This window comes from Bacillus sp. VA15 (genome assembly GCF_055721145.1).
In genome coordinates this window covers 506,995-522,217 of record NZ_JBVQPQ010000002.1, presented here as the reverse complement: position 1 = coordinate 522,217, position 15,223 = coordinate 506,995, and the positions used below count along the sequence as shown (strand labels likewise).

General features: G+C 43.5%; 16 protein-coding genes. 15 read left to right on the top strand and 1 reads right to left on the bottom strand.

Annotated elements, in window-relative coordinates; genetic code table 11:
* The first annotated feature begins 32 nt into the window (after positions 1-32).
* The 3 genes from ahpA to rok all read left to right on the top strand — a co-directional run bounded on the left by ahpA (position 33) and on the right by rok (position 2,137).
* On the top strand, positions 33-575 hold the full coding sequence (ahpA, locus tag AC0DBE_RS07540; protein WP_003245371.1) for a biofilm-specific peroxidase AhpA: 543 nt from the start codon (positions 33-35) through the stop codon (positions 573-575).
* 69 nt (positions 576-644) lie between these two features.
* Positions 645-1,112, top strand: coding sequence for a thiol-disulfide oxidoreductase YkuV (gene ykuV / locus AC0DBE_RS07535; protein WP_242733360.1), 468 nt, complete (start codon positions 645-647; stop codon positions 1,110-1,112).
* 440 nt (positions 1,113-1,552) lie between these two features.
* A complete protein-coding gene (gene rok / locus AC0DBE_RS07530; RefSeq protein WP_061187376.1) occupies positions 1,553-2,137 on the top strand; it encodes a transcriptional regulator Rok in 585 nt (194 codons plus the stop codon).
* A 40-nt stretch (positions 2,138-2,177) separates the two neighbouring features.
* On the opposite strand, the gene AC0DBE_RS07525 is transcribed toward rok, so the two are convergent.
* Positions 2,178-3,143, bottom strand: a complete 966-nt coding sequence (locus tag AC0DBE_RS07525) for a coiled-coil domain-containing protein (protein WP_242733359.1) — start codon at positions 3,141-3,143, stop codon at positions 2,178-2,180.
* Positions 3,144-3,278: 135 nt separating this feature from the next.
* On the opposite strand from AC0DBE_RS07525, the gene AC0DBE_RS07520 reads away from it, so the two are divergent.
* The 12 genes from AC0DBE_RS07520 to skiZ all read left to right on the top strand — a co-directional run bounded on the left by AC0DBE_RS07520 (position 3,279) and on the right by skiZ (position 15,076).
* On the top strand, positions 3,279-3,878 hold the full coding sequence (locus AC0DBE_RS07520; protein ID WP_014113630.1) for a molybdenum cofactor guanylyltransferase: 600 nt from the start codon (positions 3,279-3,281) through the stop codon (positions 3,876-3,878).
* 50 nt (positions 3,879-3,928) lie between these two features.
* Positions 3,929-4,948, top strand: coding sequence for a MoeB/ThiF family adenylyltransferase (locus AC0DBE_RS07515; protein ID WP_014113631.1), 1,020 nt, complete (start codon positions 3,929-3,931; stop codon positions 4,946-4,948).
* Between the two features lie 17 nt (positions 4,949-4,965).
* Positions 4,966-6,258: a molybdopterin molybdotransferase MoeA gene (locus tag AC0DBE_RS07510; protein ID WP_014113632.1), complete on the top strand. Its 1,293-nt coding sequence runs from the start codon at positions 4,966-4,968 to the stop codon at positions 6,256-6,258.
* A complete protein-coding gene (mobB, locus tag AC0DBE_RS07505) occupies positions 6,219-6,752 on the top strand; it encodes a molybdopterin-guanine dinucleotide biosynthesis protein B (protein ID WP_014113633.1) in 534 nt (177 codons plus the stop codon). Before AC0DBE_RS07510 ends, mobB begins: the two co-directional genes overlap by 40 nt.
* Complete coding sequence (locus AC0DBE_RS07500) at positions 6,739-7,212, top strand: molybdenum cofactor biosynthesis protein MoaE (protein ID WP_014113634.1); 474 nt, start codon at positions 6,739-6,741, stop codon at positions 7,210-7,212. The genes mobB and AC0DBE_RS07500 overlap by 14 nt, the downstream gene beginning before the upstream one ends.
* Positions 7,205-7,438: a molybdopterin converting factor subunit 1 gene (gene moaD, locus AC0DBE_RS07495; RefSeq protein ID WP_014113635.1), complete on the top strand. Its 234-nt coding sequence runs from the start codon at positions 7,205-7,207 to the stop codon at positions 7,436-7,438. Before AC0DBE_RS07500 ends, moaD begins: the two co-directional genes overlap by 8 nt.
* Positions 7,439-7,662: 224 nt before the next feature.
* Positions 7,663-9,420, top strand: a complete 1,758-nt coding sequence (locus AC0DBE_RS07490; protein ID WP_472961643.1) for an ABC transporter ATP-binding protein — start codon at positions 7,663-7,665, stop codon at positions 9,418-9,420.
* A 10-nt stretch (positions 9,421-9,430) separates the two neighbouring features.
* On the top strand, positions 9,431-11,245 hold the full coding sequence (locus AC0DBE_RS07485; protein WP_472961641.1) for an ABC transporter ATP-binding protein: 1,815 nt from the start codon (positions 9,431-9,433) through the stop codon (positions 11,243-11,245).
* 114 nt (positions 11,246-11,359) lie between these two features.
* Entirely contained in the window at positions 11,360-12,055 is a 696-nt protein-coding gene (gene yknW / locus AC0DBE_RS07480; RefSeq protein ID WP_014113638.1) for a YknW family membrane protein, read from the top strand.
* Positions 12,056-12,059: 4 nt separating this feature from the next.
* Positions 12,060-13,193 carry an efflux RND transporter periplasmic adaptor subunit gene (locus AC0DBE_RS07475; protein WP_409509666.1) on the top strand — a complete coding sequence of 378 codons (1,134 nt, stop codon included), beginning with the start codon at positions 12,060-12,062 and terminating at the stop codon, positions 13,191-13,193.
* Entirely contained in the window at positions 13,194-13,886 is a 693-nt protein-coding gene (gene yknY, locus AC0DBE_RS07470) for an ABC transporter ATP-binding protein YknY (RefSeq protein WP_072566213.1), read from the top strand.
* Positions 13,883-15,076: a sporulation-delaying-protein transporter subunit SkiZ gene (gene skiZ, locus AC0DBE_RS07465; RefSeq protein ID WP_014113641.1), complete on the top strand. Its 1,194-nt coding sequence runs from the start codon at positions 13,883-13,885 to the stop codon at positions 15,074-15,076. Before yknY ends, skiZ begins: the two co-directional genes overlap by 4 nt.
* Positions 15,077-15,223: the final 147 nt, after the last annotated feature.

Sequence of the window (15,223 nt, the reverse complement as noted above, 5' to 3'; positions counted from 1 at the left end):
TTTAAGCCAAACTATAAATTGGAGGGATACATATGGCAGAACGTATGGTAGGTAAACAGGCTCCTCGTTTTGAAATGGAAGCAGTCCTTGCAAGTAAAGAATTTGGCAAAGTAAGTCTTGAGGAAAACATGAAAAACGACAAATGGACAGTGTTGTTCTTCTATCCAATGGACTTCACTTTTGTTTGTCCGACTGAAATCACAGCAATGTCTGACCGCTATGACGAATTCGAAGATCTTGATGCTGAAGTCATCGGGGTTTCAACTGATACAATCCATACTCATTTGGCGTGGATTAATACAGACCGTAAAGAAAACGGCCTTGGCCAGCTGAAATATCCGCTTGCTGCTGATACTAACCATGAGGTATCCCGTGAATATGGCGTTTTAATCGAAGAAGAAGGTGTGGCCCTGCGTGGATTGTTTATTATCAATCCTGAAGGCGAGCTCCAATATCAAACTGTTTTCCACAACAACATTGGCCGTGACGTTGATGAAACGCTTCGTGTTCTTCAAGCGCTGCAAACTGGCGGACTCTGCCCGGCTAACTGGAAACCAGGCCAAAAAACACTTTAATTCTTTCTAAGGACGAAAAAGGGTCTAACATATTCGTTAGGCCTTTCTGTTTAATAGGAGGGAAAAGCAATGAAATTACGTCAGCCAATGCCTGAATTGACAGGGGAAAAAGCTTGGTTCAATGGTGAAGTAACGAGAGAGCAATTGATCGGGGAAAAGCCGACGCTTATTCATTTTTGGTCCATCAGCTGCCATCTGTGCAAAGAAGCGATGCCGCAAGTGAATGAATTTCGTGATAAATATCAAGATAAATTGAACGTTGTAGCTGTGCATATGCCTCGTTCCGAAGATGATCTTGACCTCGGCAAAATTAAAGAAGTAGCTGCTGAACATGACATCACTCAGCCGATTTTTGTTGACAGTGATCATGTTTTAACCGATGCATTTGAAAATGAATATGTGCCTGCATACTATGTGTTTGATAAAACAGGACAGCTCCGTCACTTCCAAGCCGGCGGGAGCGGTATGAAGATGCTTGAAAAACGTGTGAACCGTGTACTGGCTGAAACAGAACAGGCATCTGATAGTTCTTCATAAAAACCTGATCTCATCAGGTTTTTTTATTTGTGAAAGAAAGCAATCGAAGAAGAGTAAGAAGCTTATTTTTCCAAATTTGGGTATAGGAAATGATGATTTGTTTGATTGATACGCTAAAAAAACAGCTCATTTTTGATGTTTTTCCTCAATTTTAGATAAATTTCATATCCCATAACTCGAAAATTGTAGATATTACACTAAATTTCATTAAAGAAGTAAGTAATATATATATTTTCAACATTATACCAAATGAATTTGAAAGCCCCTCAATCCCTTGTGAATAAAGGACTCTTTTGAAAAATAAAACATTTTCAGAAAATAAGGAATTTTTCATAGAGTAAATATAATAGTAAAATGCTAAAATAATAGTTGATAAAATTACTTTTGTAATCTAATATCTTAATTAAAGATGTTAATTTTGATAGGGGGTACATTGAGGAATGTTTAATGAAAGAGAAGCTTTGCGCTTGCGGTTAGAACAATTAAATGAAGCTGAAGTGAAAGTCATTCGTGAATATCAAATTGAACGTGATAAAATATACGCAAAATTAAGAGAGCTAGACAGAAATGGAAGCCCTTCCGAAATCAAAAAGGATTTCCGTTCTGAAAAAAAACCTGACTCTCTGCCGGTTCTCGCTGAGCTTGCGGCTCAGGAAATCAGAAGCTATCAGCCGCAATCACAGCAGCAGTCTGTTCAGCCTCAGCTTCAATCTATTTCCTCTCTTCCTGCCGGTATACCAGACGGAACAACACGAAGAAGAAGAGGGACGGCAAGACCGGGATCAAAAGCAGCTAAGCTGCGTGAAGCTGCCATTAAAACATTAAAACGCCACAATGCGGCGATTAAGAGCTCCGAGCTTCAAAAAGAGATTGAAAAAGAAAGCGGTCTTGAAATCCCTAATATGACAACGTTTATGCAAAGCTTAATTAAAATGTACCCGGAAGTGAAAAAGCCGTATCGCGGCCAGTACATTTTAGAAGGCGAAATTGAATCAGCTGAATCTGCAGAATCAGCAAATGATTAAAGATACAGAAAAACTGCTTGGCATGGCTCAAGCAGTTTTTTTATTGAGTTTTTTTCTGTGAAGGTTTGTTTTCTTTTTCAAGATTAAGCTTATATACCCACTTTTGATATGGCTTTTCTTCAGCGGCTCTGTTTTTCAGCTCTTCGATTGTATGGCTCATGGCTTGGTCTGATGATTGGGCGCGGGCAAGCTGTTTTTGAAGCGCATGTATCTGCTTGGTGACATCTTGAAGTATGGTTTCTACATGATTTGGCTGCGTGTAGACCGCTGGAGTTTCTTCTGCCGTTTTTTCTTTTTGTTTCGTGCCGCCATCAATATCGGCAAAATGAGAAGCAATCCAGGCATCGCTTTCATCAAGCTGCCGTTTATACGATATAATAGTTTCGTGAAATAATTTTTCTTTCGTTTTTTCTATTTCGAGCAGCCTTTCTTTCGTTTCTATGATTCGATCTTTCATATGATCAACTTCTATTTTAATATGTTTTAGCTGATATTCTTTTTCTACCATTTGCTCTTTTAGACGGCCATTTTCGGCTTTTATCAATTCGGTTTGCTGTTTTGCCTGAAGGAGTGCGCCTTGTTCCTGCTCAATAGAGGCCTGAAGATGGCTGATTCGTTTATGAAGATTTTTATTTTCTTCTTCAATTTTGATATTAGCAATATGAAGTTTATGTTTTTCTTCTATTTCGGCTTTGCGTTTATAGGTTTCAGCAGAAAGAAGCTCCTGCAAAGCAACGATTTTATCAAGCAGTTCAGCTCTTATTTGGTGCAGGGTTTGGCTGGTATGGGAGGCGTGTTTTTCCTTCGTTGACATTTGTGTTAATTCGGCAGACAGCTGCTGGAGTTTTTCTTTCATATCATTATTTTCTTTGAGAAGCTTGTTATTTTTCTGATGGAAGTAGCTTGCTTCAAGTTCGGCAATTAGCTTATGGCACCTTGATAGCTCTGATTTTAAATAAAGGTTCTCCTGAGACACGTCGTGGAAAAAAGGACCTGATCTTTTCATTCGAACCATCTCCCTCATGATGTTAACACTACAATATGCAAATACTGAACAGCTATTCCTCTTTAATAAACAGACAAGCATTGGCATTGGGGCTGTGCTTTTGCTATGCTTTTAACGAACTAGAGGTGAGATGACATGAAGCATACAAATGTACTGCTGGCAGGAGGAGCCTCACGCCGCTTCGGAGAACCGAAGGCGTTTGTGAATTGGAGAGGCAAGATGTTTTACGAATGGGCTAAAAAGGCGCTTGGAGAACATATGGTTATCATCAGCCGTCCTGAGTTTATTGATAGATTTCAAGAAAACGGTGAAATCGAAGTGTATCAAGATGCTGAGCCGTTTCAAGGAATGGGGCCTTTGGCTGGTATATATACCGCTTTTAAAAAGACAGACGGTGATCTTTATACTGTTCTTTCCTGTGACACGCCGCTGATACAAAGAAGGACGATGCTGGAGCTCAAGCGTCTGATGACTGAGGGTATAGACGCGGTCGTCCCGATTTCAGACGGACGGGAGCAGCCGCTTATTGCAATTTACCATAAACGAATCATGCCCATTCTATATGATCAGCTCTCTGAGAAGAGATTAAGAATATCAGATTTGTTAGGCCGAATTTCGGTTTGTTACGTACAGGCTGAAGAGATCGGGGCAAATCCGGCAGAGTTTATCAATGTTAATACACGTGATGATTTTAGGCGTTTGGAAGAAAAAACGGACTCCTTCAGGTGGGACTGATGGAGCAAAAACATGTTAAGATGACATAAAAGATAAGGAGAACAGGTTTGATGGAGGAGCGTTATTCACGGCAAATCAGATTTAAGCAAATAGGCGAAATAGGCCAGAAAAGAATGGGAGACAGCCATGTGCTGGTTGTCGGAGCTGGAGCGCTTGGGACTGCAGGTGCTGAAGGGCTTTCTAGAGCGGGGGTCGGTACTATTACCATTATTGACCGTGACTATGTGGAGTGGAGCAACCTGCAAAGGCAGCAGCTTTATACAGAAAGCGATGCCAAGCTCCGTATGCCGAAAGCCATGGCTGCCAAAGAGCATCTATCAGCGATTAACAGCGGAATACATATTGAGGCGTATGTTGCCGAAGGAACAGCCGAAACGCTTGAGCCGCTGATTGAAAAAGCAGATGTCGTGATCGACGCGACAGATAATTTTGAAACCCGCATGCTGATAAATGATCTAGCCCAGAAAACAAAGACACCGTGGGTCTATGGTGCTTGTGTAAGCAGTCAGGGGATGTTCATGACGATTATTCCGGGAGAAACCCCTTGTCTGTCTTGTTTGTTTGAGCAAATTCCTGTCGGCGGGGCGACGTGTGATACTGCTGGCATCATTCCGCCCGCTGTGCATATCGTTTCGGCTTATCAGCAGGCTGAGGCTTTAAAGCTGTTAACCGGACAAACAGACGCGATACAGCGCGGTTTTGTGACATTCGATGTCTGGAACAACTCACATATGAAAATTAACGTTGATCATGTACGCCGTGAGGATTGCCCGTCTTGCGGAGCACATGCGGTTTATCCTTATCTCCAAGACTGGAACACACCAAAAGCCGCTGTACTGTGCGGCCGTGATACAGTTCAGGTAAGATCGGAATCATTAAAAAGAATTCCGAAACAGGAGCTCATCAAGCGGCTGAAAACAATCGGCAAGGTCGAGACCAATGCGTTTTTGCTGCATATTTTTTACGAAGATTTCAGAATCGTCATTTTCAATGACGGACGGGCACTGGTGCATGGCACAAATGATGTGAAAGAAGCCAATTCCGTGTTGGCAAGAGTAATTGGATTGTAACAACAGGAGGGGTCAGAATGCTGGAGAAAAGAACACCGATACCGGTAGACGAGGCAGTTCGGCGTGTCAGCTATTTTCAAAAACAAGGGGAAACGGAATGGGTGGCGCTTGAAGAAAGCCTTCATCGATTTTTAGCTGAAGATGTAACAGCGGATCACCACGTACCTGCATTTGACCGTTCGCCATATGACGGTTTTGCTGTCAGAGCGTGCGATACGGCTGAAGCTTCACGTGAGAACCCAGTTCGGTTTGAGGTTATAGATCATATTGGAGCGGGGGCTGTATCTGAAAAAGAACTTGGCCCGTTTCAGGCCGTGCGGATTATGACTGGAGCTCAAATCCCTGAAGGAGCAGATGCTGTCGTCATGATAGAGCTGACTCAACCCTTTGAGGAGAATGGGAAAGCGTTTATGTCTTTAAAACGCCGCTTCCAGCCGGGGGATAATATTTCAAAAACAGGTGAAGACGCTCAAAAAGGGAGTGTTTTATTGAGAAAGGGCACCCGGGTAACACCAGGAGTGTCTGCGCTTTTGGCAACCTTCGGATACGCATCTGTGCCTGTTGTGAGAAAGCCTGTTGTCGGGATTATCGCAACTGGTACCGAATTGCTGAATGTTAGTGATCCGCTGGAGCCGGGGAAAATCCGCAACAGCAATGCCAGTATGGTGTATGCGCAAGTGATAGAAGCAGGCGGATCACCACTTTATTTAGGGAAAATTTCTGATGATCTGGATAAAAGCTTTGCCGCGATCAAAGAAGCAATGAAAAAGGTTGATTTTCTGATTACAACTGGCGGCGTGTCAGTGGGTGATTTTGACTTTTTGCCTGCGATTTATGAAAAACTCGGAGCGGACGTGCTCTTTAATAAAGTTGCCATGCGCCCGGGCAGCGTGACAACGGTGGCGCATGCAAACGATATGCTGCTGTTTGGCCTGTCAGGTAATCCGTCAGCATGCTATGTCGGTTTTGAACTGTTTGTCAAACCGATGATCCAGACTTGGCTGTTCAATGAAAAACCGCATTCAATTTGTGCAGAAGCTGTTTTGACAAAGGATTTTCCAAAGCCGAACCCATTTACCCGATTTGTTCGTGCGTTCGTGTATCACCAGGAAGGGAAGCTGTTGGCGACACCCGTCGGATTAGATAAGTCGAGCTCTGTTACGTCACTTGCAGAAGCAAATGCGTTTATTATCCTGCCGGGCGGCACGAGAGGGTATGAATCAGGCCGAACGGTTCAAGTGCTGCTCATCAGAGAAGAGAATGGAAGTGAATGGCCTTGGTCTGTCCTTTCCCGATCGTCCAAGTTGTAGGATTTCAAAACAGCGGGAAAACAACGTTTATTGAGCGTATTCTTGAAAAAGCCTCTGAACAGGGGCTCAATTTAGGCTGTCTGAAGCATCACGGTCACGGCGGTGAACCGCAAACGTTCACTGAAGGAAAAGACACTGATCGTTACCAAGCGGCAGGTGCTGATGTGACAGCGGTAGAAGGTGCTGGTGTGTTACAGCTGACAGCCCGCCGCAATTGGGATTTGCCGCGGCTGATCGAGTTATATCAGTTTCTCGAAACAGACTGCCTTCTGATAGAAGGCTTTAAAAAAGCGCCTTATCCTAAAATAGTTATACTAAGCGAAAAGGAAGATCTAGAAGCGCTGCAGACTGTAAATACAATCGCCATCATCTATAGAAAAAAAGAGCATATGACAGAGCAGCAGGAATTACCCGTTTTTCATGCGGATGATCCGGTTGCGGTGGATTTTGTGCTCTCACAGCTGAAGGGGGAATCGCATAATGGAACGGTTTGAGGTTACGAAAACACCCATTATTACTGAAGACATCGTCAAAAAAGTGGAGAAACGGGAAGCAGGGGCAATTACTACATTTATTGGCACGGTTCGGGAATGGACAAACGGAAAAAGAACGGTTCGCCTTGAATATGAGGCATATGAACCGATGGCCGTACAGATGCTGGCTCAAATCGGGGCTGAAATCGAAGAAAAGTGGGAAGGCGCTTCAGCGGCGATCACGCACCGCATAGGTGTGCTGGATATCGGTGAAGCAGCGGTCGTGATCGCTGTATCTTCTCCCCATCGAAAAGCTGCTTATGAAGCCAATGAGTATGCGATCGAACGAATTAAACAGATTGTGCCGATTTGGAAAAAAGAAATTTGGGAAGACGGTGAGCAATGGATCGGCGACCAGCTTGAAACAACAGCTTATCCGAACGGAAAACCAGATCTAAGCGAGGGAGAGCAGCATGATTAAAATTCTTTTATTTGCAGGGCTTGCCGAACAGGCCGGCACACAAGCATTGGAAATAGATATGGAACAAGCAACAACAGATGAAATAAAAGTGAGTCTAAAAGAACAATACGGCCTCGAATCTATTGATACAGCTATGATTGCCGTTAACGAAAGCTATGTAAAAGAAAATACCTCCGTATCTTCAGGTGACACGGTAGCCATCATTCCGCCGGTCAGCGGTGGATGAAAACCGGACGGCATTCAGCCATCCGGTTTTTCTGTGTTTTTTTCGCATATCCTCAAGCATCCTCAGCATACAATGATTTTCTGTAAGCGTTTATTCTACATATAAGTGACTCCCTATAAAGTAAGAGACCCACTCCATCATTAGACTGAATTTTTGAAAAACAATAGAAATTTATTTCGGGTATCGATATAGTAAAGATGATAAAAATTGGAAAGGTGCTGGATATGGAGACATTTAAAAGGTTAAAAATGTTTTATTGGCCGTACAGAAAAGTGTTTATGTGGTCGCTTCTGGCCATGCTTTTGATGACTGCGATTACTGTCGTTTACCCGATTATCCTGCAAATTACGATTGATGAAATCGTACTGGGACGGCAGTATCAGCTTGCAACATGGGTCAGCTTAGGGTTTATTGCGGTAATGGCCTTGAAAGGAACCGCCACTTTTTTTCATCAATATTTAGGTGATATGTTTGGAATCAAATCCGTTTATCGGCTGAGAAATGGTCTGTATGAAAAACTGCAGCGGCTTTCTTTTTCTTATTATGATAATGCGAAAACAGGAGATTTGATGTCCAGGCTGACAGCTGATGTTGAAGGGCTTCGTTTTTTCTTATCATACGGTCTCGCTGAGCTCATTCGATTCGGCCTGCTGGTCGCCATCAGCCTGTCAGTCATGTTTTACTATTCTGTTCCACTTACGCTTGTGACCATAGCTGTTCTGCCATTTCTCGCTGTTGCGGTATATCAGTTTGACAAAAGGGTCCATCCTGCCTTTAGAGGCATCCGCAAATCGTTTGCGAAACTCAATACAAAAGTCCAAGAAAATATCAGCGGCATCAATACGGTTAAATCTCTTTCAAGGGAAGATTTTCAGATCAGCACTTTTAATAAAGCCAATGCGGAATACAGGGCACAATATTTACAAACATCATCCATTTGGTCTACGTATTTCCCTTTAATGGAGTTCATCGGGAACATTTGTATTGTAGCTCTCCTCTCATACGGCGGCTACTTGGTCATGCAAAATCAGCTTAATCCCGGCGAGCTTGTCGCTTTTTTCAGCCTCGTCAATTATATGATGTGGCCGATTATGAACTTAGGCTTTGTAATCAATATGTTCTCTCAAGCAAAAGCGTCAGGTGAACGCCTGCTGGAAATTCTGGAAAAAGAAGAAGACATCACAGACCATGCTCATGCTTTGCATAAACAAAAATTAACCGGAAATGTCCATTTCAAAAATGTTTCTCTTGCATACGGAAAAGAACAAACAAACGCGCTGTGCAATGTAAGCTTTGAGGCAAACAGCGGGAAGATAATCGGACTATTGGGCCCGACAGGTTCAGGCAAAAGCTCAGTTACACAGCTCCTCACCAGATTTTACAGCCCTGTTGGCGGAATGATTACCATTGATCACAAACCCATCACAGATTATTCGTTAAAAACCCTTCGCTCCAATATCGGGGTCGTACTTCAAGAATCTTTTCTGTTTTCATCTACGATTCGATCAAACATTTCGTACGGGAGGCCAGATGCCTCAATGGATGACATCATCGAAGCGGCAAAAAGGGCGCAGGCTCACGACTTTATTATGGAGCTTCCTGATGGATATGACACCATGCTGGGAGAGAGGGGAATGGGACTTTCCGGCGGACAGAAACAGCGTATCGCCATTGCGAGAGCCATTTGTTTGAACCCGAGCGTTTTAATATTGGACGATGCCACAAGCGCAGTAGATATGCAAACGGAGCACAGCATACAGCTTGCCTTAAAAGAAGTCATGAAAAATCGCACAACCTTTATCATCGCTCACCGCATTTCTTCATTGAAACACGCCGATGAAATTCTCGTTTTTGATAAAGGGCGCATTTGTGAAAGGGGAACACATCACGAGCTTCTTGAAAAAGGCGGCTACTATAAAAAGATTTACGATTTGCAATACCGTGATGTCAAAATGATAAATGAGCCGCATCAGGTCGGATAGGGAGGGCCATATGAAACAAGCAAAAAAACAGGGGATTTTGGAGCGTTTCTATTATTCTTCAGATGAAATCATTGAAAAGCCGTTTAACTGGGCTCAAATGTGGCGGCTGCTGAGTTATGTCAAACCTTATCGAAAAACAATTTTGCCGCTTTCCTTTCTCACTGTATTGATTGGGACTGCTGTGAAGCTTGTGATTCCTATTCTGATCGGTGTTTATGTTCTCGATCAAGCGATTACAGCGAGAAACTCGGAGCTGCTGACCCAGCTCATTTTTATCATTAGCGGTTTATATGTGCTCAATTATGCCGCCAATGTGTTAAGAATCAGGTGGATGAATCAGCTTGGCCAGCATGTGATTTACGATTTGCGCCAGCATTTATTTACCCATGTGCAGCGCTTATCCCATCGATTTTTTGATCAGCGGTCGGCCGGATCGATCTTGGTCAGGATTATGAATGATATTAACTCTCTTCAAGAGCTCTTTACAAGCGGAGTCATCAACTTATTGACCGACTTGCTCCTTCTGGCTGGTGTTATCATCATTTTGTTTACACTGAGCCCTGAGCTGACTATCGCCATTATGGTGACACTGCCGATCATGTTTTTTATTTCAACAAGTCTCAGAAAAAAAATACGCCGCTCCTGGCAAACGGTGCGCCTTAAGCAATCGAAGCTCAATTCTCATCTGAATGAAAGCATTCAGGGCATCCGTGTCACGCAGGCATTTACGCAGGAAGAAGAAAACATGGCGTTTTTTGACGGCGTCAATCAGGAGAACTATCAATCATGGAGGGAAGCAACAAGAAAAAATGCCATGTTCCGTCCGTTGGTAGAAATGACGAATGCGATAGGAACGGCTGTTTTGATTTGGTATGGCGCCACACTCATCATGAATGAAACCATCACGATTGGCGTCTTCGTTTCTTTTGCCTTCTATCTGGGCATGTTTTGGGAACCTATTTCGAGACTGGGCCAGGTTTATAACCAGCTGTTAATGGGGATGGCATCATCCGAACGGATTTTTGAGTTTCTGGACGAACAGCCAAATGTCAAGGAGAAGCCGGATGCCATTCATAAGAAAAAGATAAGTGGGGAGATCAGTTTTGAAGAGGTTGAATTTTCGTATGATGAAAAACGAAAAGCCCTTCACGCGGTTTCCTTCTCTATCCCGGCGGGCTCGACGCTTGCGCTTGTCGGACATACGGGGAGCGGGAAAACGACGATCGCCAATTTAATCAGCCGTTTTTATGATGCCACGGGAGGCACCATTAAAATAGACGGCATTCCGATAAAGGATCTCTCCCTTGCCAGTCTGCGTACTCAAATCAGCATTGTGCTGCAAGATACATTTATTTTCTCCGGGACCATCATGGAAAATATTCGTTTTGGCCGGCCGGGTGCTTCAGACGAAGAAGTGATGAAAGCAGCCAAAGCGGTCGGAGCGGATGAATTTATTTCTGGTTTAGCAGAAGGATACAAAACAGAGGTGGAGGAAAGGGGCAGCGTACTGTCTGCCGGACAGCGCCAGCTCATTTCCTTTGCAAGAGCATTGCTCGCCGATCCAGCTATTATCATCCTTGACGAAGCAACGGCCAGTATTGATACAGAGACGGAGGTGAAAATTCAGCAGGCGTTAAAAACGCTGCTGAATGGGCGTACAGCAGTGATGATCGCCCACAGATTGTCCACAATCCGCGACGCCGACCGCATCATTGTTCTTGATCACGGCAAGAAAATGGAAGAAGGAAACCATGAGCAGCTGCTCGCTAAAGGGGGCATCTATGCCGGGCTTGTAAAAGCGCAATATAGTGCAACGATAGAATAATATAAAAAGCCTTCAGTTATAAATTGAAGGCTTTTGGAAATTTATTAGAAAAACATGAAACTTTTTGATACCTCTCCCGTACTATTTGTTAGATATTCTCGAGGAGGTTTTATAATGGAAACAAATGTAGAAAAAAACAGCGGAATGGCGACTGAAAAGCCATCACTTTTTGGAGTGATCACAAGTCCGTCCGTTCAATTTGAAAGAATAAGAGAAAGACCGGCTGTATGGGGACCGCTTTTTATTGTTGCAGCGATTATCATCGTCGGCGCGGTACTGCAATCACTCGGTACGGATTATAGTGAGCTTTTGAAAAGCGGGGACACTCAAGGGCTATCAGCTGAACAAATTGAAACTGTCGCAACAATAACCAAATTTGGAGGAATGGCAGGCGCTATTTTCGGCGGTATCGCAGCGTTATTTATTGCCCCTCTTATTTATTGGCTCTGTGTAAAAATATCAGGCGGAGTTACGACATACAAAAAAATGCTTTCTCTCGGTCTGTTTGTCTCTTTGATTAGCAGTCTTGGATTATTGGTTAACGGAATCGTTGCTTTTACGACTGACGTGAATCCTCTTTACAGCACGACGTCACTGGCAGGGATTATCCCATCTGACGGAGCTCTCGCCAGCGTGTTAAATACCTTTGAGATATTCAGTATATGGAGCTATGTATTATTGGCAATCGGACTTCACAAAACAGGCGGCATCTCAAAAAAAGCAGGATGGATTTCAGTGATTGTTCTTTTCGGGATTCTGATTGCATTTTCGTTCTTTTCAGGTTTAATCAATTCTGTGGCGGGTGCATAAACTTATGAAAAAAGTCTGGATCGGAATTGGAATCGCAGTTTTAGTCGCTCTTTTTATTGGAATGAATATTTACCGGTCTGCCGCTCCGACAAGCGGCAGCGCTGGCCAGAAGATACAGACGGGAGGCCTCGAAGAAAAAGAAATCTCGTCAACGGTTATGGTTCCCGGCACACTTAAATTTTCAAATGAACAGTATGTGTTTTATGAAGCGGATAAAGGGACATTAGAAGACATTAAAGTAAAGGAAGGCGATAAAGTTAAAAAGGGCACGCCTTTGATCACCTATACAAATGAGCAGCTAAGCCTGGAAAAAGAACAGAACCAGTTAACGGCTCAATCGAATCAGCTTCAAATTGACCAAATACAAGAAAAGTTAAAAGCCTTAGACAGCAAAGAAAAAGAACTGGAAAAACAGGTTGGCAAGAAAGAAGCAGAAAAACAAATTGAATCTGAGCGGACGGAGCTTCAAATGCAGGAAAAAACTGCTGAGATCGAATTAAAACAAACCGAGCTTCAGCGGCAGTCACTTGCCAATCGGGTGTCAGATCTTCAAGTGAAAAGCGAAATCGAAGGCACCGTTATTTCTGTCAACCAAGAAGCGGCATCCAAAAAATCAGATATTCAAGAGCCTGTCATACATATCGGCAACCCGAAAGACCTTGTCGTCTCAGGGAAATTGTCTGAATACGATACACTGAAAGTCAAAAAAGGCCAGAAGGTCACACTCACTTCAGATGTTATTCAGGATAAAACATGGAAAGGCACAGTTTCCGCAGTCGGACTTGTTCCGGATCAGCAGGAAAGCACTGCGGCACAAGGAACAGAACAAGCGGTCCAGTACCCGCTTCAAGTGAAAATAAAAGGGAATCTTCCAGAAGGAAAGCCAGGGTTTAAATTCATCATGAATATTGAAACAGATAAGCGGAAAGCAAATACGCTTCCTTCAAAGGCAGTCAAAAAAGAAGATGATCAATATTATGTGTATACAGTAAAAGACGGAAAAGCAAAACGAGTTGATGTCAAAATCGGTCAAGTAACAGATGATCTGACAGAAATTAAAGAGGGAATTTCTCAAGATGATCAAGTCATTTTGAATCCTTCTGATCAGGTAACCGATGGAACGGAAGTGAAAGCATAAATGATTCAGCTTTCTAATGTGCGAAAAAGCTACCAGATCGGCAAGGAAACGTTTGATGTTCTCCATTCTATTGATTTGGACATTCATCAAGGGGAATATGTCTCGATTATGGGGCCGTCAGGATCAGGGAAATCGACGATCATGAATATTATCGGATGTCTTGACCGGCCGACTTCCGGTACGTATAAATTAGACGGCGAAGATATTTCTTCATATAAAGATAAAGAATTGGCGGCAGTCCGTAACCGGTCTATCGGTTTTGTATTTCAGCAATTTCAGCTTCTTCCGCGGCTGAACGCAAAAAAAAATGTTGAACTGCCGATGATTTATTCCGGTATAGGCAAAAAAGAACGGCAAGAACGGGCTGAGAAAGCGTTGGAAAAGGTCGGGTTAGCCGATCGAATGCTTCACATGCCCAATGAGCTGTCGGGCGGACAGAAGCAGCGGGTGGCGATTGCGAGGGCGATCGTGAATGAGCCAAAATTGATTTTAGCTGATGAACCGACCGGCGCGCTGGATACGAAAACAAGCGAGGCGATTATGGATCAATTTACAGCATTAAATGCCGAGGGAACGACAATCGTTCTTGTTACTCACGAGCCGGAAGTTGCAGATTGCACGAATCGGATCGTCATGGTGCGTGACGGAAACATTGTTCCTGCCAGCTCCGGACAAAGGAGTGTGGGAGAATGAGCCTGTTAGAAAACATCAGAATGGCTCTAAGCTCTGTCCTTGCCCATAAAATGCGTTCGATCTTAACGATGCTCGGCATTATCATTGGTGTAGGCTCTGTCATTGTTGTCGTTGCGGTAGGACAGGGCGGAGAGCAAATGCTGAAGCAGTCGATCAGCGGCCCGGGAAATACCGTGGAGCTGTACTATATGCCAAGCGATGAGGAGCTTGCAAGCAATCCGAACGCCTTAGCAGAATCTACTTTTACAGAAAACGATATTAAAGGTTTAAAAGAGATAGAGGGCATCAAACAAGTCGTTGCCTCGACTTCTGAAAGTATGACAGCACGTTATCATGAGGAAGAAACCGATGTTACGATTAACGGCATAAACGATGGATACATGAATGCTAATTCTTTAGAAATCGATAGCGGCCGAACCTTTAATGACAATGATTTTCTCGCGGGGAAAAGAGCCGGAGTCATCTCTCAAAAGATGGCTGAAGAGCTGTTTAATAAAACCTCCCCTCTCGGTGAAGTAGTCTGGATCAACGGACAGCCTGTTGAAATTATCGGCGTGCTGAAAAAAGAAACAGGCTTGCTTTCTTTCGGTTTAAGTGAAATGTATGTGCCATTTAATATGATGAAATCCTCTTTTGGCACAAGTGATTTCAGTAATGTATCATTGCAAGTTGAATCAGCAGATGACATAAAATCAGCTGGAAAAGAAGCGGCACAGCTGGTAAATGACAATCATGGCACAGAGGATTCGTATCAAGTGATGAACATGGAAGAGATTGCTGCCGGGATTGGCAAAGTAACGGCGATTATGACGACGATTATCGGCTCAATTGCAGGGATCTCTCTTTTGGTGGGCGGAATCGGTGTCATGAATATTATGCTCGTATCAGTCACAGAACGGACGCGAGAAATCGGAATCAGAAAATCACTCGGTGCGACGAGGGGGCAGATTCTGACTCAGTTTTTAATTGAATCAGTCGTATTGACGCTTATCGGCGGACTGATTGGGATTGGAATCGGATACGGAGGGGCCGCGCTTGTTTCTGCCATTGCGGGCTGGCCGTCACTCATATCCTGGCAGGTTGTATGCGGGGGCGTGCTGTTCAGTATGCTCATTGGTGTTATTTTCGGCATGCTTCCTGCAAATAAAGCCGCAAAGCTTGATCCGATTGAAGCGCTGCGTTATGAGTAACCTCATGCAACCTGCATGAGGTTTTTTTATGTTTAATGGTTTCTACTATGAATATAAAAGACTTTTTTCATTAAAATAAGAAGAAAATGTCGTACAATTGTCCTTATTTTTGTCGAATTTACAGTTTACAAACCCTATAGACATACG